16 protein-coding genes are annotated in these 17,574 nt (G+C 45.9%); 11 read left to right on the top strand and 5 right to left on the bottom strand.

Annotated elements, in window-relative coordinates:
* Positions 1 to 9: 9 nt before the first annotated feature.
* On the bottom strand, positions 10 to 1,803 hold the full coding sequence (locus tag HUG15_RS04630) for an Hsp70 family protein (protein WP_200127435.1): 1,794 nt from the start codon (positions 1,801 to 1,803) through the stop codon (positions 10 to 12).
* Positions 1,796 to 2,356, bottom strand: coding sequence for a nucleotide exchange factor GrpE (gene grpE, locus HUG15_RS04625; RefSeq protein WP_200127433.1), 561 nt, complete (start codon positions 2,354 to 2,356; stop codon positions 1,796 to 1,798). Before grpE ends, HUG15_RS04630 begins: the two co-directional genes overlap by 8 nt.
* A gap of 181 nt (positions 2,357 to 2,537) precedes the next feature.
* On the opposite strand from grpE, the gene HUG15_RS04620 reads away from it, so the two are divergent.
* Positions 2,538 to 5,798 (top strand): MMPL family transporter, encoded by a 3,261-nt coding sequence (locus HUG15_RS04620; RefSeq protein ID WP_200127431.1) that lies wholly within the window; start codon positions 2,538 to 2,540, stop codon positions 5,796 to 5,798.
* 23 nt (positions 5,799 to 5,821) lie between these two features.
* Here the strand turns inward: HUG15_RS04620 and cypC are convergent, their stop codons facing one another.
* Positions 5,822 to 7,093, bottom strand: a complete 1,272-nt coding sequence (cypC, locus tag HUG15_RS04615) for a CYP152 family fatty-acid peroxygenase CypC (RefSeq protein ID WP_343073146.1) — start codon at positions 7,091 to 7,093, stop codon at positions 5,822 to 5,824.
* 237 nt (positions 7,094 to 7,330) lie between these two features.
* On the opposite strand from cypC, the gene HUG15_RS23460 reads away from it, so the two are divergent.
* Complete coding sequence (locus HUG15_RS23460; RefSeq protein WP_343073145.1) at positions 7,331 to 7,489, top strand: hypothetical protein; 159 nt, start codon at positions 7,331 to 7,333, stop codon at positions 7,487 to 7,489.
* 205 nt (positions 7,490 to 7,694) lie between these two features.
* Here HUG15_RS23460 and HUG15_RS04605 read toward each other — a convergent pair whose 3' ends face one another.
* A complete protein-coding gene (locus HUG15_RS04605) occupies positions 7,695 to 8,600 on the bottom strand; it encodes a manganese catalase family protein (protein ID WP_200127429.1) in 906 nt (301 codons plus the stop codon).
* Between the two features lie 735 nt (positions 8,601 to 9,335).
* Between HUG15_RS04605 and HUG15_RS04600 the strand changes: the two genes are divergently transcribed.
* From HUG15_RS04600 to bshB2, 8 genes are all read left to right on the top strand, one after another.
* Positions 9,336 to 9,695 carry a YidH family protein gene (locus HUG15_RS04600; RefSeq protein ID WP_200127427.1) on the top strand — a complete coding sequence of 120 codons (360 nt, stop codon included), beginning with the start codon at positions 9,336 to 9,338 and terminating at the stop codon, positions 9,693 to 9,695.
* Between the two features lie 181 nt (positions 9,696 to 9,876).
* Complete coding sequence (locus HUG15_RS04595) at positions 9,877 to 10,941, top strand: amidohydrolase family protein (protein ID WP_200127425.1); 1,065 nt, start codon at positions 9,877 to 9,879, stop codon at positions 10,939 to 10,941.
* Positions 10,934 to 11,305 (top strand): Rieske (2Fe-2S) protein, encoded by a 372-nt coding sequence (locus tag HUG15_RS04590; RefSeq protein WP_246516493.1) that lies wholly within the window; start codon positions 10,934 to 10,936, stop codon positions 11,303 to 11,305. The genes HUG15_RS04595 and HUG15_RS04590 overlap by 8 nt, the downstream gene beginning before the upstream one ends.
* Before the next feature lie 65 nt (positions 11,306 to 11,370).
* The gene (locus HUG15_RS04585) at positions 11,371 to 12,273 is read left to right on the top strand and encodes a glycine betaine ABC transporter substrate-binding protein (protein ID WP_200127421.1); all 903 of its coding nucleotides are present in this window, start codon (positions 11,371 to 11,373) and stop codon (positions 12,271 to 12,273) included.
* Positions 12,274 to 12,416: 143 nt separating this feature from the next.
* A complete protein-coding gene (locus HUG15_RS04580) occupies positions 12,417 to 13,394 on the top strand; it encodes an NAD(P)/FAD-dependent oxidoreductase (protein ID WP_200128836.1) in 978 nt (325 codons plus the stop codon).
* Positions 13,395 to 13,464: 70 nt separating this feature from the next.
* The gene (betB, locus tag HUG15_RS04575) at positions 13,465 to 14,934 is read left to right on the top strand and encodes a betaine-aldehyde dehydrogenase (RefSeq protein WP_200127419.1); all 1,470 of its coding nucleotides are present in this window, start codon (positions 13,465 to 13,467) and stop codon (positions 14,932 to 14,934) included.
* Between the two features lie 301 nt (positions 14,935 to 15,235).
* Complete coding sequence (locus HUG15_RS04570) at positions 15,236 to 15,586, top strand: YojF family protein (RefSeq protein WP_246516492.1); 351 nt, start codon at positions 15,236 to 15,238, stop codon at positions 15,584 to 15,586.
* Positions 15,587 to 15,597: 11 nt separating this feature from the next.
* Positions 15,598 to 16,260 (top strand): bacillithiol biosynthesis deacetylase BshB2, encoded by a 663-nt coding sequence (bshB2, locus tag HUG15_RS04565; RefSeq protein ID WP_200127415.1) that lies wholly within the window; start codon positions 15,598 to 15,600, stop codon positions 16,258 to 16,260.
* Between the two features lie 233 nt (positions 16,261 to 16,493).
* Here bshB2 and HUG15_RS04560 read toward each other — a convergent pair whose 3' ends face one another.
* On the bottom strand, positions 16,494 to 16,715 hold the full coding sequence (locus HUG15_RS04560; RefSeq protein ID WP_211202346.1) for a hypothetical protein: 222 nt from the start codon (positions 16,713 to 16,715) through the stop codon (positions 16,494 to 16,496).
* Between the two features lie 499 nt (positions 16,716 to 17,214).
* On the opposite strand from HUG15_RS04560, the gene HUG15_RS04555 reads away from it, so the two are divergent.
* Positions 17,215 to 17,562, top strand: a complete 348-nt coding sequence (locus tag HUG15_RS04555) for a hypothetical protein (protein WP_200127411.1) — start codon at positions 17,215 to 17,217, stop codon at positions 17,560 to 17,562.
* The last annotated feature ends 12 nt before the right edge of the window (positions 17,563 to 17,574 follow it).

The following is a 17,574-nucleotide window of genomic DNA, read 5'->3' as shown; positions in this document are numbered from 1 at the left end:
CATCCCCCCTTACAGTTCTAAATCAACGGAAAGATCGATTGCCCGCTCGATTGCATCGTGCAACAACGTCGAATCTTCTTTTGACAGCGCCGTTTCCAACTCCGCGATCGTCTGTTCAATCTCTTTTTTAACGTCACCTTCTCGATTTCCCAATTCCTCTACCAACTGTGATTTGTACTGTCCTGCCTCTTTGCTTAGGTCGGAAGATGCTCCTCCCTCTTCTTCCTCATCGAAAATGTCATCGACGTCCTCGTCAGATCCATAAGCGGATTCCACCTTGGCAAGGCTGTCTTGAAATGCCGTGTCTGAATTTCGATCCAGCGCGTCTTCAACGGTAATCGTCATTTCTTTCCCGGTCGTTATACTTTTGGCAGTGACTTCCAAAATACCGTTTAAATTGTAACGAAACGTGACGCCAACCCCTTCCGCACCGGCAACGTTCGGCGGCAACCCCTCGAGCAGGAAGTCATTAAGAAAATAGTTATCTCGCACCCATCGTTCTTCCCCTTGATAGATTTCAATCGAGACTGTTGTTTGGAAGTTAAACGATGTTGTAAATTGTTCGGTCCGTGTCACGGGGATTGTTGTATTGCGAGGGATAATCGCTTTAAAGGCACCCGGTTTTTCACGACCGCGGCGTTCATCCAGCACGGCGATCCCCATTGAAAAAGGAGCCACATCGGTAACAATAAGTCCGCTCCCGAGAGAACCGGCTTTTATGCCCGCCTGTACAGCCGCGCCTTGAGCGACAGCTTCATCAGGATCAACGGCGCGGCGCGGGTCTTGGCCTAAAAAGTCTCTGACAAGTTGCTGAACATAAGGGGTCTTCGTAGACCCACCCACGAGCAACGCATCATTAATAGCATCCACTTTCATTCCGGCATCGTTTAAGACTTGGTTCATTTTTTCTTTCGTTTCCGCGAGCAGTGGCTTAATCATTTCTTCAAATTGTGCCCGTGTCAGCACCGTATCCAAACCGACAGGCATGTCCGCTTTGACTGTGACGACCGGAATAGAAACCTCTACTGATTCCTTGGAAGAAAGTTCGATTTTGAGCCTTTCCGCTTCTTCTTTCAATCGAGCCTTGGCGCGCACATCTTCGCGCGGATCGACCTGGTGTTCTTTTTTTACTTTTTCCGCCAACCAATCAACGATTAGCCAATCAAAATCCTCCCCGCCCAGTTGATGGTTACCTGCCGAGGCTTTCACTTCAAGAATGCCACTCATCATCTCCACAATCGAAACATCAAACGTACCTCCACCGAGATCATAAACGAGCACACTATTGTCGTCTTCCAAGTTCTGTGCGCCGTAAGCAAGAGCAGCAGCCGTCGGTTCATTAATGATACGTTCGACGACAAAACCCGCTAATTCTCCCGCTTTTTTTGTTGCCTGCCGTTGTTGGTCGGTGAAATAGGCGGGAACGGTAATGACCGCTTCTTTTTCGCCTTCGCCAAGCTGCTCATCTGCCACGCGTTTGATTTCTTTTAATATGAAGGCTGAAATCTCTTCGGGGGTGTACATTTCTTTGCCGAGAGAAATATCCACATCCTCTCCCATATTTCGCTTGATGGAGGCAATCGTACGGGCCGGCATCGCAACGAGTGCACTGCGGGCTTCATCTCCAACGACGATTTTCCCATTGGATTCTTTAAGCACAACAGAAGGGATCATGTACTGGTCATCAGCCATTTCCATCATTTTCGGATGCCCTTTCTGAACATAGGCCGCCGCGGTATTGGTCGTCCCTAAATCAATGCCGATGATTGGGCGAAACGATTGATCTTGTCCTTGTTTAGCCATTTTCTGCGTCCTCCTTTACAGTTGTCACCTGTGCTTTTCGTATGATCGTTCCGTCTTTATCATAAAATCCTCGTTGGTGGATGTGCACAATTTGGTAAGGACGAGCTTGCGGTTCGGGAGGGAGAACAGCCTCGATTGCCTCTGTCCGTTTCGGATCAAACATGTCTCCATGATGAATACTTTCTTTAACCCCGAGATCGGCGAGTGTATGTAATAGCCTCTCGCTCCATTTTTGAATGAGTGCTTGCCAATTCGGATCATTCTTTAGCTGAGCGCTCACCATATCCATGTCATCAATTTGCCGTATCAGTTGCGGAATGATTTCTTTGTCGGATTCGCCGGATGCTTGCTTCGTTCTTTCCATCGTTTCCGAAAGCGTGTTGAGTTGTTCTTCCGTGTTTTTTCCCGTTTTGTATTGTAGTCTTGTCAGTTTCTGTACTTGATTTTCGATATTTGCGATTTGTTCTTGCATTTGCTCGGATTGTTGTTTTAATTGATTCATATCAGCGTTAAGCGGATGTTCTTTTTCCTTTTCCCAAAACTTCCAGTTCATAAACGATAATACTCCTCCATTTTCATCCTTAATGCTTTCATTCTACCATATTTTTATACCGCTGTTTATTTCATGTTAGAAGTCAATCATCTTTGGGAATCTAAAAATTGAGACTTTCATCGTTTCGAATCTATTATATAATCAAACAAAGCTAGTTCACGCGATCAAAGAGGTGCTCACGATGATCAATGCCATCAACGGTAAAAAAAGAATCATATTTTATCCAATCATATGGATCATCGCTACGTTTATATTGCTCTTGCTTTCCCCTGATTTAAATCAAATCGTCAGTGAGGAAGGGCAAATTGAAATCCCGAGTGAATACCCGACGCAACAATACGAAGATATGGTTGCCTCTGACGGCGCATTTACCGGCACAGAGGTCATTGTTGTATACCACGAAGAAGAAGGGTTGTCGCAAGCGCAAGCGGATCAGATCGAAGAAACGATAAATGCATTTGAAAATGACCCCGGCGATGTGCCCCTTTATGATATCGTTTCCCCACTTGACGGAGAGCAGCAAGCCGATCAGTTAGTCAGCGATGACGAAACGCTCTTGCTCGTTTCCCTTGAATTGGATATGGCCTCCGAGGAATACGATACATACCGAGACGACATCCAACAATTAACAGCCGTGGATGGACTTGCGCACTACCAAACGGGAGACGCGGCCATATCAACGGATTACGACAAATCGACGCAGGAAAATTTGGGTGCGTCTCAATGGATAACGATCGCGTTAGTTTTTACTGTCCTGCTCAGTATCTTCCGCTCGCCATTGACGCCGATACTGATGCTCATCCTTCTTGGATTATCTTTTCTCGGTTCAATATCCATTGTTTCTTTTCTTGCCGATTGGTTTGGGTTCCCGGTTTCCACTTATACGGAAATTTTCATTTTGGCGATCATTTTTGGCGTGGGCACCGACTATTGCATTTTATTGATGCGGCGTTTCCAAGAGGAGTTACCCGCGAGCGGGAATGCCCATGAAGCGATGCTTCAAACGTTTCGCTTCTCCACACAAACGATTTTTTACGGTGCCATCACCGGCTTTATCGGTTTTGCAACCATCGGTTTTGCCGATTTTAATATCTTTCAATCGGCTGTCGGCGTTGCAGTCGGCATCGTCGTGTTGCTCATCGGTATATTGGCAGGGATGCCTCCCTTGATGAGCTTTATGGGGAATCGGATTTTCTGGCCGAGCAAACCGAGAGCCGAACGGCAAGACAATTGGCTGTGGAGAAAGCTAGGCGGCTTCTCAGTGTACCGACCGGGTTACACAATGCTGCTCGTTGCTGCTATCTTAGCGCCGTTGTTATGGATGTACGACAATGACATATCGTTTAATATGCCCGAGGAAGTCCAAGAGGACTATGAATCCATCCAGGCCTATGACTTAATCGCCGATCGTTTTGGAGAGGGGGATGTCTTTTTCACAACCCTCGCTGTGGAAGCCCCCGAAGGAACGTGGGAAGAACCGAACGCGCTCCCTTACTTGGAATTAATGGCGATTAACTTGGAAAAAGTCGATGGGGTAAGCGATGTGCGTACAATGACGCGGCCGGAAGGGGAACGCTTGGAAGAAATGACCATCCCGGAACAGGCGGACATATTATCATCAAGCTTAAACGAGACACTCGATGGCTTAGATGAGATTTCCGATGGCCACGACGACTTGCTCGAAGGGGTGGCAGACGGTGCCGAACAATTCTCGGAAGCGGAAGAGGGCGTGGAAGCATTACTGAATGGAACGGATGAGGCATTGGACGGTGTCGAAGAATTACAAGATGGGCTATCAACCCTCGGAAGTGAACTAGTGACCGCTCAGGAGGAAGTCTCGGCTGCTTCCGAGGAAATTGCCGAATACGAAGCGCAGTTGGATGAATTTCAAGAAGCGATCCCGAACACCGAATCGTTGGAGCAACAATTGGAAGAAGCCGAAACCGCCAGGCAAGAAGCACTGGAGACCATCAGCGAGCGACAAGAACAACTCGGGACGCTGCAAGACATGATCGGCGGCCTCGCGTTTGACCCTGAAGCCATCGACACCGGGCTGCGGGAAAATATACAAGCGTGGCAGTCAACATTGGATGAACTTAGTGAAGAGGCAGACGAGGCAGCGCCGGACTCTGACATCAGCGAACAAATCGACACCATTAATGCCGCCTTGACAGAAGGCGAAGCGCAAATGGATGACGCTGTCGCCTTTGTTTCGGAAGTGGAAGATACGCGCCAGAACATTGAATCAGAGCTGGAAGCCGTTTCAACCGATCTGGCGGAAGCCGAAGAATTGCTTACCCTTGAAACGCCTTTAACTGACATGGATATTCCGGATCCGAACACGGCCATTCAAGATGTTCAGGCTGACCTCGAAGAAGCCGGAGCAGGCATGGAAGAGTTAGCCGAGGGGCTTGGAGAAGCTGTGGACGGTTTGGAGGACATGCAGGAAGGAACACAGGAGTTAAACGAAGGGTTAACAGAGATCCAGGAAGGTCAACAAGAACTGATGGAAGGCATTGAAGCCGCCAGCGACGGATTTACGGAAATCGAAGAAGGATTGTTGGAAGTAGATGAAGGCACGCTTGATGTCATTGAGGCGATTGAGCAAATGGAAGACTTCATATCCAGCATGGCCGACCAACCTTCTCATCCATTGGAAGGCATTTTTATTACAGACGACATCATGGAAAACGAAGCATTCGACCAACTCTGGGAACACTACGCGACGCCGGATGATCGTGTTATTTCCTTCATTGACATCACGATGGAAAACGATCCTTACGGGCTTGAAGCTATTGAAACAGTGGATGAAATTGACGAGGTCGCGGCGTTCTCGTTAAAAGAAACACCGTTCGAAGACGCGAATATTTTACTCGATGGCATCGCCGCGCAAAATCGAGATTTAAACGACCTGACGAATCGCGACTTTATCACAACGGCATCGATTATGTTGACGGGCATTTTCCTTGCTTTAGCCGTTCTTTTTCGATCCATCATCATGCCGCTCTATGTCCTTTTTTCGTTAGCCGCCACGTACTTTGGCGCGGCCGCGATCACGGAATGGATTTTTATGGATTTAGTCGGTTATCAAGGCTTAATGTGGGCCGTGCCGTTCTTTAGCTTTGTTATCTTAATGGCTCTCGGTGTCGATTATTCAATCTTCCTTATCACCCGGTTTCATGAAACCCGAAAAACGATGGACCTACAAGAAGCCATGATGTTAGCGATGCGACGCATAGGCGGAATCGTGCTGGCTGCTGCCCTCATCTTGGGCGGAACATTCGCATCCTTACTCGCATCCGGGGTGCTCACCCTTCTGCAAATCAGCACCATGGTCGTCATCGGTTTGCTCCTTTACTCTTTATTGTTACTGCCGCTATTCGTCCCGGCCTTAGCAACCATTCTTGGACCATATAACTGGTGGCCGTTTCGTAAAAAATAGCATGAGTGGGGGCTCTTCGCCCCTTACCCATGCTTCATTTTTTCTTCCACATCACGAATCACAAACCTGCTTTTCGGGATCGTGGGCATACGTACCATACTATAGCTCAAATCTTGATCGGGCACGGTGTACGTAATGTGGTTCGTCAAAAATTCCAGGCTCGTCTGCATAAGCATCACCGTAATCCATTCGCCGGCACAGCGATGCCCCATGTAATGATCCCCTCCGCCTTGCGGAACAAATGCAAACGGGCTCCCTTTCCAATCTTTAAAACGCTCGGGTTTGAATGCATCAGGCGCGTCCCATAAATCCGGCCGATGATTAATGCCGTGAACATCAAGCATGACGAGCGTCCCCTTTTTGAAAGGATACCCTTTCCAATGAAAATCTTTGCGAGCGATCGCTCCCAATAAAGGTGTAAATGGATAATAGCGGCGGGTTTCTTGGACAAACATCGTCGTATACGTGTCGTCTCCTGCATGTAATCCGGGCAATGTTTCCGGGTGATCATGCAACGCGAGTGCACCGAACACGACGTACCGGCCAATCGCCACGATCGGTCTGAGCACATTAATGATTTCAACGGCAGCCGTATGGGTATCTAAACGTTTTCCTTTATGATCTCGGTGAAAAGACATAATATAAGCGGCTGTATTTTCCGGAGGGTTCAGTTTTTTTGCGCGAATTTGTTTGACAATCGTTTGTATCCATTGCTCGGCACTGTCTCTCGCTCTTTTGCCGCGCCGATTTCGTTCCCCAACACCGCCGAAGGCATCGATCATGTCACCGAATTCCCGCGCCCGTTGTGCAACTTCTTCTTTACGGAGAGGAATACCTGCCCACGCACAAGCACTTCGGCACATGACATCCTCTGCTTCATCGAATAACACAACCCCGTCTTTTCTTTTCCACTCGGGAATTTTCTTTTTCCATTGTTCCATCGTTATTTTTTTGATTTCTTCCAAACGTTCCGGCGTCATTAACGATAAAAACATTAGTTTCCGATGTTTATGTTCCGCATCATCCAACCCTTGCACGCCATGTTCACCGAACAATGATTTTTTTATGCGCCTCGGTGCCACTCCTTTTCGCTTAAAATACCTTTCATCATAAAAAAGCTGTGCAGCTTCTTCCCCACTGATAAGGATCGTTTTTTGGCCAAGAAGGCGCGTCTGTATAATGTCGGATTGTTGATGTCGCCGCCTGTTTGAAATGTATTGGTACCCTTCATTCAATAATGTTAAAGTCTGGTCCAATCCTTTTTCTTTCGGAATCTGCTTCGTCGCTCGCATCATTATTATTGCCTCCTCCGGTATTATTTTTTCGCCCAAAATGAAAATCATGCGTTCTTCATCTTGACATCTAATTGAAAAAGTTGAAGATGACATCATTGAAGGTTTTTTACAAGAAGGAGATAAGATCTCTTCCACCAATAATTCGCCACCTATTATCAAATCAACCCTGCCACGGCAGATAAGGGGATTAATAAACTCGTCGATGACGGGGTTATGTTTAAAAAGCGAGGGGTTGGCATGTTCGTGAACGAAGGTGCAAAAGAGATTCTTTTAAAAAAAAGAAACCAGGCGTTTTATGACGCATATGTTCAACCTGCCCTGCAGGAAGCGCGTAAAATCAATCTTTCCAAAGAAAAATTAATCGAAATGATTAAACATGAAGGAGGATCAAAATGAGCAGAAGCATTATATGTTCAGACATTACAATGAACTATCGTTCCTGCCCTCCGATATTTCAGCTCCTTAATCTTGGTTGCATTCGTGTTTTTTGGAGTAGCTGCCTTGATCATGCGCAAGACGCCTTTACAATCGGCGACCGCAAAATAAAGAAGTAAAAAGGAGGGGCACCTTAAACCTCCCCTCCTCCTAAGCTATTTTGTAATTACATTCCTGCTTCGTACTGAAGGCGTTTCGATAACTCCCGGAATTGTTCTTCGTCAAATCCCGGCGCGAATTCTTCCGGTATATGCTCAAGATCCGGGATTTCGCCGCCTTCCGGCAAACCATCAACGACTTCAAGTTCACCCGGCGATCCAACCGGAGTCGGACCATTCCAAATGCGATCGAGCAATTTGTAATCATCGTCGCTAAACCGGTACAACTTGCGGTGAATGCCTTTATCTTCATATTTTCTGGCATGGTCAAACTTGGAATTATCCAAATCAGGGACAGGCAGCATCTTCATCATATTGACGCCCGTGATATCTTCAAGTGCTTTTGCATAGGCAACCGCGTGGACGCCGCCGCGTACGAGCAAATAGCCCGCCAACTCACGTGCCGTTTCATTGTCGCTCATTTGGTAAACACGCATTTTATGCGTCCGTGCGCCGCACTCCAAATAGAAGTTATGCAACAAATCGTTAACAAGATTTCCGCTAGAGAAAACATTGTCACCTGTCCAGGCTTTGCCGGCAGAATCAGCCGGTATAGCATTTTGCCCGCCTAAAATAAAATTAAACTTGTTTTCATATCCCATTACCGGAGCGAGCGGTGTGTCATCCGGATTTGTGCTGCCATTTCCAACGGAACCGTCAAGATTAAGGTTGATCGTGTTAGCGACCAATTCCACGTGACCGATTTCTTCAGCCGTAATATTTGCTATCAACTCATAAAATGGGCGTAGCTTTTTCTTGCTCCTAAAATTAAACGACTGAAACATGTAATTGTTTAGCGTCGACATTTCACCGAACCTACCGCCCAATAACTCCTGCACAACACCTGCCGCTTCGGGATCCGGCTTTTCTGGTCTCGGAAGGTCAATTTGCAACTTGTCGACTCTTTTAAACAATTTAATACCTCCTTGTAAAATGTGACCACAGTAAACCTATTCCCAAAATAGATGGAAAAACAAACATATTCTTAATTTATTCATTAGAAAATTTGGCTTTTCGTCAAGCTTTTATGGCGAAAACCTTCGTTGCACTTTCAACGATCTACCCTTTTCAAAAAGGTTGGATGCTTTCTCCACAAGGTGCTTTATACTACAACTTTCAGGCTGTTGTTCATTTTAACTGCAAAATCAAGTTGTTATATGATGTCACCTTCTTCAATAAGTTGGTTCGTTAGCTTTGCAAATTAGTTTCGGATAAACTTTAACTTCCCTTTTACTATCACAACCCCTACTAAGAAAATCCAAACCAAAAATAACAGTCCTATAGCTTCAGTCAGTGTATGAATAACCTGCATCCCAAACATCAGAAGTACCCCAGATATACAACCCCCTCAAAACCCCTTATCTTGGCAGTTTCCATTCATCAAGCGGTTGGAACTTTGAAATTTTACCACTGAAGCTCACTGATATTCACTGAACTTCACTGCTTACGCTAAACTCGTCTAGCTATCTCTCAGTAGATTTGTGACTACATAACACTCCATGATAGGTTACTGAAGGAGCAAAAAGAAAGGATGTGTTTTTTCTACAAAAACTTATTAAACTTTAACTATTTCATAAAACGCCATAAGCCGGGGATGAAAGGAAGAGGATGATTCGTATGAGAAACGAAAATGAAAGCGGATATACAACATGGATATGAAAAAAGACGACAATCAATTAAAGTATGCACAGCAGCATTTGGCCAATGAACGTACTTACTTAGCATGGGTGCGTACCGCCGTTGCTATTTTGGGCATCGGGTTTTTAGTCACCAGTTTACATTTATCGATGGGGATATCAGAAAATCTACTGATTGTGATCTTGGGGATTTCTACTGGTTTTTTGGGAGTTTTAACGATCATTTTGGCATCCGTCAGTTATTTTAAAAAAGAAAAACAAATCCGGAAACAAACCTTTTATTCATCCTATACTATGATTTATTTCTTTTCTCTTTTATGGATCATTATTGCCCTAGTTGCAACCCTTTATATTACCCAAATATTAGTATAATAAACGCAGGCATTGACGTATGAGATGCAAAAAATGAAATTCTGTCACTGAAGCTCACTGGCATTCACTGAACTTCACTGCTTGCGCTAAACTTACCTAGCTATCTCTCAGTAGATTTGTGACTGCATAACACCCCATGATACGTTTTAGAAGTTAGCAACAGAAAGGGCGTGTAAATCTTATGAGCTTTATAGACACCGACATTCATGAACGTGTCAGTTATGAACAACTTCTTCCTTATTTAGAACAACCATGGCGTCGTTACATCACTGATTGCCACTGGATGCAAGAAAAACACATGCCGTATACGCAGCCTGCCGTCGCCGGGGTTGACCGTGCAGACGCTCGGTTACCTGATGGTCGCCCTGCGGGTTCTGATCTTGGATTTATGCAGGAGCAACTCCTTGATAGCAACGGGCATGAGTATGGAATTCTTACTGGGGCTCTTGATCCTTCCCCATCATCGATGCATGGATGGTATGAAATGGCAACAGCCCTTGCCAGCGCTTATAATGATTGGCAAATTGAGCACTGGCTTGAAAAAGATTCACGTCTATATGGTTCTGTGCATATCGCCGCACAAGATCCCGCCGCGGCTGTCCAAGAAATTGAAAGAGTAGGGGATCACCCAAAAATGGTCCAGATCCTCCTCCCTATTGATGACATTCTTTGGGGCGATCCTTTCTACCACCCCATTTATGAAGCAGCGGAAAAACATCAGTTGATGATTGGCATGCACCATAATGAACCGCCTATTTATTATGGGAAGTGGCCGAGATATTTTATAGAGTGGCATACATTAATCCCTACCTCCCATATGAACCAAGTTACGAATATGATTTTTTCGGGTGTTTTTGAAAAATTCCCCCGCTTAAAGCTCATGATGATTGAAGGCGGCTTTACGTATGTCCCGTTTTTAATGCGAAAAATGGACCAACAATACACAGACTTGCGCCATGAAGTCCCTTGGGTAAAGCGAATGCCGAGCGATACAATTCGTGAACATTTATGTTTTACCACCCAGCCGCTTGAAGAACTGAAAAAATGGGAGCTCATGCAAATCATTGAGCAAATGGGGAGCGATCAGATTATCTCCTTTTCGACCGATTATCCCCACTGGGATTATGATTCTCCGGAACGTGCACTGCCTCCACGCCTCGATGAAGACTTGAAGCGAAAACTCTTTTCTGAAAATGCGCGTCAATTTTACCCCAAGCTTCATAAAGGAGGGAGAACAGATGGATAAAGTAGTCGCTCACACGGATGACCTGGCTCCCGGTGAAATGATGGAAGCTGAATTTGATGGACGATCTGTCGTGATCTGCCGTGCTTCAGATGGCGATTTCCATGCATTCACCAATCTTTGTCCTCATCAAGGAGCGCCCTTGAGTAAAGGCAAGTTATGTGGAGCTCCTGAGCCAACAGACGAAATTGGCACCTACAATTACAAAAACGAAGGAAATATTCTGCGTTGTCCATGGCACGGAAGAGAATTCAACATTAAAGATAGTGGCCGCATGCTTGCCAATGAACGTCAAAAACTACGTGAGTATAAATTAAGTGTAGAAGAACTGAGCGTAGCAGATGGAAACATCATCTTGTACAAATAAGAGAATTTTAATGCGGATTCATTCCGCATTTTTAATGATTATATAAAAAAAGAGAGGAATTTTTAATGTGTAAAAATCGTTTCGTGTATGGATTAGTATTCTTTGGAATGTTAGCTGCACTTACAGCTTGCGGAGACGAAGGTTCATCAGTTGCCGAAGAAGATGAAGAAAGTAATGGAGCAGACGACATTGAAGAAATTGTTGGCATCGACCCGGGATCGGGTACGATGGATATGGCTGAGAGAACAATGGATACTTATGATTTAGACGTTGATCTCGTGTCAAGTTCAGAAGCTGCCATGATAGCGGAATTAGAAGATGCGATTGAAAGTCAAGAACCCATCGTTGTTACACTTTGGCAACCACATTGGGCGTTTAATGACTATGACTTGGAATTCTTAGAAGACCCGGAAGAAGCAATGGGTGAATCTGAAAATATCCATACGATGGTCAGAGAAGGTCTGGAAGATGATCATGCTTCTGCCTACCAATTACTAGATAATTTCCACTGGGAAATCGAAGACATGAATGAAGTTATGTTAGATGCTAGAGAAGACGATGTGGAGTTTCCCGACGCAGCTGCGGAGTGGATTGAAAACAATCGGGATGAGGTTGACGCTTGGCTAGAAGGCATCGAACCAGTTGAAAATGAGACAATCGAGTTGGCTTATGTCAATTGGGAAACAGAAACTGCATCCACGAATGTCGTTGCGCAAGTTCTTGAAGAATTAGGTTACGATGTCGAGTTGTCGTCTGTTGATATGGGTGTGGCATTTCAAGCCCTTGCCGATGGGGAAAGTGATGGCATGTTGATTGCTTGGCTCCCTGTAGGTGCATCATCTTACTATGAACAATATGAAGATGAGATCGTCGACCTGGGTCCGAATTTGGAAGGTGCTCAACAAGGTTTTGTTGTACCAGATTATATGGATATTGATTCTATTGAGGACCTGCAGGATGAAGAATAAAGATCAAGATAGATTTTTTGATCCCTCTTAAATGCCACTGTAGTCTGATTCATGGGCCTTCATCGAAAAGAATGCTCTGATCTCCAGAATCCCAGTGCACAGAAAACCATGATTGGAGGTGTAGAATAGTGGATGATGATTACATGGATACTTATGATATAACCGTTATTGGTGGGGGGCCAGCAGGATTGTTCACCGCTTTCTACGGAGGGATGCGCCAGGCAAAAGTGAAGATCATCGAGAGCATGCCCCAACTGGGCGGTCAACTTTCTGCCCTTTATCCCGAGAAGGATATATACGACGTGGCCGGTTTCCCAAACGTTCGCGCTCAAGACCTTGTTGACGACCTGGTTGAGCAAATGCAAATGTTTGAACAAACCGTTGTGCTTGATCAATCCGTAGAAACCGTCGATAAGCTCAACGACGAGACGTTTAGAATTGAAACAGACAAAGACACCCATTACTCACGGACGATTATCATTGCCGCCGGTGTTGGTGCTTTTCAACCCCGAAAGCTCAAAATTGAAGAGGCCGAACAATATGAGGGCAAAAACCTTCATTATTTTATTGATAACCTAGGCGCTTTCAAAAACAAGGACGTCCTTATTTGCGGGGGTGGAGACTCTGCCGTTGATTGGACGCTGATGCTTGCCAATGACGCGAATGTGACCCTGACACATCGACGTGATAAATTTCGCGCCCACGAGCATAGCATCACCGAATTACAATCAGCACCTGTCAACATGCACACCCCATTTGAAGTGAGTGAACTTCGGGGCAATGGCGAAAACATTAAACAGGTCGTTCTTCAAGAAGTGAAAGGTACCGATCAAAAAATCGTTGACGTTGACAACGTGATTGTCAATTATGGGTTCATTTCATCCCTCGGTCCCATTAAAACGTGGGGACTCGATACAACAAAAAACTCCATTATTGTAAATTCCCGCATGGAAACGAACATCAAGGGGATCTATGCGGTCGGGGATATTGCCACCTTCGATGGCAAAGTGAAGTTGATTGCCACCGGATTTGGTGAAGCTCCAACTGCCGTCAGTAATGCTAAAGCCTATATGGACCCGAAATCCCGACTTCAGCCTGGTCACAGCACGCATATGTTTTAAGTTAAAGAGGGGGGGCTTCGTGATACTTTTAACATCTACATGAAAATATGATAAAAAGGAGCGTGATCCTTTGCGCTTACAAATGTATATCGACGGTCAATGGGTGGATGCTGTCGACGATGAAACACGTGATATCATCAACCCCTTTAATCAGGAAGTGATCGCGACAGTAGCGGAAGGTGGCGAAAAAGATGCAAAAAAAGCCGTTGCCGCTGCACGCCGTGCATTTGACAACGGGGCATGGGCGACAACACCGGCGAGTGAACGTGGAGCGATCGTTCATGAGATCGGTCGGTTGATTCGTTCGTCTCGTCAAGAACTTGCTGAGCTCGAAACGCTCGATACCGGGAAAACCGTGAGTGAGAGCCTAGATGATATGGATGATATCGCCAATGTTTTCATTTATTTTGCCGGCCTTGCTGATAAAGAGGGCGGTGAAGTGATTGATAGCCCAATTCCTGACTCCGAGAGTAAAGTCGTCCGTGAGCCGGTTGGTGTGTGTGGCCAGATCACCCCGTGGAATTACCCGTTATTGCAAGCAGCGTGGAAATTGGCGCCTGCGCTTGCCGCGGGAAATACGCTCGTGATGAAACCGAGCGAGATCACACCGCTAACGACCGTGAAAGTGTTTGAGCTTTTTGAACAAGCCGGCGTCCCTACAGGCGTGGCAAACCTTGTCCTTGGACCGGGCAATACGGCAGGTGCGCACCTATCCGAAAGTACGGACGTTGATTTGATTTCTTTTACAGGCGGCATGCAGACCGGGAAAAAAATCATGCAGGCGGCAAGCAGCAATGTGAAAAAGCTTGCCCTGGAACTGGGCGGCAAAAACCCCAACATTATCTTCGCGGATGCGGATTTTGATGTTGCGGTCGATCAAGCATTAAACGCTGCTTTCTTCCACGCGGGACAAGTGTGTTCGGCCGGTGCGCGTGTGCTCGTTGAAAGCTCCATTCATGACGCATTCATCGATGCCCTGGTCAACCGGGCGAAGCATATTAAACTCGGCAATGGTTTCTCCGAAGAGACGCAATCCGGGCCGCTCATTTCCGCCGAGCACCGTGAGAAAGTAGAAACATATGTCGCTATCGGCCAAGAGGAGGGCGCAAAACTTGCCCTTGGAGGAAAACGACCGGAAGCCGAAGAACTGCACCAAGGGTTCTTTTATCTGCCGACGATTTTCACCAATTGTACAGCGGATATGCGCATCGTGCAGGAAGAAGTCTTTGGCCCGGTGCTGACGGTAGAAACATTTGAAACAACAGAAGAGGCAGTGGCGAAGGCGAATGACACGATCTATGGACTCGCAGGCGCGATCTTCACGGCAGACATTGCAAAGGCGGAAAACGTCGTTACCCAACTTCGTATGGGCACCGTTTGGATCAATGATTTCCACCCTTATTTTGCCCAGGCGCCCTGGGGCGGTTACAAGCAATCGGGCATCGGCCGTGAACTTGGACGTCCCGGATTGGAAGAGTATACGGAGACGAAACACGTCTTCCGAAACATCAAACCGGAACCTTTGGAATGGTTTAAATAAAAGAGCATGCCAAAAGAATGCCAACTTTCGTATCTGCCAGCCAGAGCTAAACCCTTGTGCCGATGATGGTACGAGGGTTTTTTCTTTTACGGCAACATCAAACGATGGCTTTTCATAGATTATCGATTTTTTGGCAGTAGACGTAACACATTTTATAAACAGCAGCTTTAATATTTTATATCGCATAGCATGTTGTCACTGGCGATCGCAATTTTTCCTGAATCACATTTCTTGAATCCGAGGCATCATGAGCTATATAATAGATAAATACTGCCGTTCGAGGCTACATGGAGGCTTAATCGTGGAACTCATTACCCCTACTCGTGTGCAAGAATTGATTGATTCTTTTGCCAAACAAGATGTTTATTTACATTTAGAGACAACCAATGGCGCCTATGCATCTCATTTTGATCAATCTTTCTTTTCAGCAGGCGCTTATATACGTAACGCGCGCGTTAACTACAAGCACGGAAAAATTACTGGCGACGGCCCTTACCGTGTCGGTTTGGAGCTGGACATCGGTTGGGTATACGGAGAAGGGCTCACGCATTTCGAGCTCAATGAAGATGGTCAACTCATTCTCGCCGGATTAAATCACGAAGATAAAATTGCCGTTACACTTGAAATTTCCGAACAACCGTTTAGAAAATAAGGGGGCTGATCATGGTGAAAAAAGAACGCCACGTACTTGTTATTTTTCCTCATCCCGACGATGAAGCTTTCGGCGTTTCCGGAACCATCTCCGCCCACATTGCCAACGGAACGCCGGTCACTTATGCTTGCCTCACCCTGGGAGAGATGGGAAGGAACGTTGGAAATCCTCCGATTGCCACACGTGAATCCCTCCCGGACGTACGAAAAAAAGAACTGGAAGAAGCGGCAGACGCGATGGGACTCACCGATTTGCGAATGATGGGTTATCGGGACAAAACTCTTGAATTTCTTGCTCCCGGCGTTCTCAAAGGCATGGTGGAAGAACTAGTTGCAGAGCTTAACCCAACGCTTGTCATTTCTTTTTATCCCGAACATTCGGTACATCCCGATCATAACGCCACGGCGGCAGCTGTCGTAGAGGCACTTGCCGATATGCCTAAAGAAACAAGGCCAACCCTTTACGCCGTTGCCATCACCCTTGATAATCCGGATGTTGTCTACTCCGTAAAGGATTACATGCGGGAAAAGCTCCTAGCATTACGCGCCCACCATTCCCAATTCGGGGCGACCTTTGCCGAACGGGAAAAGCACTATCGCGACGGTGATCCTGAAATTGCGGAGCGATTGGAAAACGAACGTTTTTTTGATTATAAGTTTGCAGATGACGCATAAGCATCGTCCTTTTTTGGAGGTGCTTTGTTATGTCCTGCTTTCTATATTAATGAGAAGTACTCATAGTTTAGTTTGATCGACTTCCCTGTTGTCGCTCTTTTGGACCAAAAAATAGCCCCTATTCAGAAGTAGGTGAGGATTATTTAGAGCTATTTTTTAGACTAGATAACGACAATCCTCTATAAAGAGGTTGAGCATTTACCGACCATAGTTCCAACTGTGGTTGTTTTGCATTATGCCGCATCAAAAGTGTCAATCGCTTCTTTTTCAGCAAAAAAAGCAGCCAACACGTAAGTCGAGTCCAACACTTTGAAAGACCCTTGTTCGAACCTTACACTTTCATCCTTTACAGCAAGGTCGGCGATCCCGAGATCGTCTACAAATGCCTCCAGTTCATACAGAGGAGTAGCAGCATACCCGGGGACACTTTTATGAAAAGTAGCCGCGCGACGCATCGCCTCCGGATTAACTGTCGGATGGTCGGTCGGCACCGTTTGTTAGTTAGGGACTGCTGAATAACGGAAAAAGATTGGCACATAAGCATTTTCCGTTGATGTTGTCAAAACTAGATGCAAGGAAATCTATCCTACATACGGAGGGATGACGCTGCAATGGCGAGACTCCAGCGGAAAAACGGACGCGTCAAGACCCCGCAGCGCCGGTTTTGCGCGAGGAGGCTTGACCGTTCGTCCGCGCAAAGCGAAACCATGGAAGCGGCATCCCGGCTTCAGCTGATATCTGCAAGTTGTTCAACAATCCCTAGTTAGGCTTTTCGGCCCATAGAGACGCTTCCATTCTTTCCTTCCTTCCTTTCGAAAAACCGTTCATTTTTTCCAATTATTATACCAATCATTTGAGATAGCCGTATATTTATTTTGCTTTAAAATGGGTATATTATGAAGAGAAGTGGAAGTTATAACCTTCGCGCGATACTACGATGGAGGAGGGTGAATAATGGGAACCGTCTCCGTAACCGGAGCGCTTTTAATCATTACCGGGTGGTTTGCGCTCTTGGAGTACGATAAATTCAATGAAGCTGAAAAACGGGACATTTTACAGGGCATTAAAAAAAGCCCGGTGAAAATCGCGATCATTGCACTTATGCCCGTGGGAATACTCGTCAACATTATCGGCGGATTTGTGTTTTCGCCGATGACAATGATCATCGGTTCAAGTATGATCTTTTTACAGGCAATCATCGTAGCGGTGTTATTTTGGAATCGAACCAGGTGGAAGAGTATCCTACTTCTAGTCGTCATCATCGGCTTAGGGGTCTTTATTTATATCCCTTTATGGATTTAAAAAAATCAACCT

It is taken from the genome of Salicibibacter cibarius, from assembly GCF_016495725.1.
In the GTDB taxonomy this organism is placed as follows: Bacteria; Bacillota; Bacilli; order Bacillales; family Marinococcaceae; genus Salicibibacter; species Salicibibacter cibarius.
This window is presented reverse-complemented; position numbering and strand designations above follow the sequence as displayed.

Coding starts and splice junctions, on each gene's coding strand:
- HUG15_RS04630 (WP_200127435.1), bottom strand. CDS start 1,803: ATGGCTAAACAAGGACAAGATCAATCGTTTCGCCCAATCATCGGCATT.
- grpE (WP_200127433.1), bottom strand. CDS start 2,356: ATGAACTGGAAGTTTTGGGAAAAGGAAAAAGAACATCCGCTTAACGCT.
- HUG15_RS04620 (WP_200127431.1), top strand. CDS start 2,538: ATGATCAATGCCATCAACGGTAAAAAAAGAATCATATTTTATCCAATC.
- cypC (WP_343073146.1), bottom strand. CDS start 7,093: ATGATGCGAGCGACGAAGCAGATTCCGAAAGAAAAAGGATTGGACCAG.
- HUG15_RS23460 (WP_343073145.1), top strand. CDS start 7,331: ATGTTCGTGAACGAAGGTGCAAAAGAGATTCTTTTAAAAAAAAGAAAC.
- HUG15_RS04600 (WP_200127427.1), top strand. CDS start 9,336: ATGGATATGAAAAAAGACGACAATCAATTAAAGTATGCACAGCAGCAT.
- HUG15_RS04595 (WP_200127425.1), top strand. CDS start 9,877: ATGAGCTTTATAGACACCGACATTCATGAACGTGTCAGTTATGAACAA.
- HUG15_RS04590 (WP_246516493.1), top strand. CDS start 10,934: ATGGATAAAGTAGTCGCTCACACGGATGACCTGGCTCCCGGTGAAATG.
- HUG15_RS04585 (WP_200127421.1), top strand. CDS start 11,371: ATGTGTAAAAATCGTTTCGTGTATGGATTAGTATTCTTTGGAATGTTA.
- HUG15_RS04580 (WP_200128836.1), top strand. CDS start 12,417: ATGGATACTTATGATATAACCGTTATTGGTGGGGGGCCAGCAGGATTG.
- bshB2 (WP_200127415.1), top strand. CDS start 15,598: ATGGTGAAAAAAGAACGCCACGTACTTGTTATTTTTCCTCATCCCGAC.
- HUG15_RS04560 (WP_211202346.1), bottom strand. CDS start 16,715: ATGCGTCGCGCGGCTACTTTTCATAAAAGTGTCCCCGGGTATGCTGCT.
- HUG15_RS04555 (WP_200127411.1), top strand. CDS start 17,215: ATGGGAACCGTCTCCGTAACCGGAGCGCTTTTAATCATTACCGGGTGG.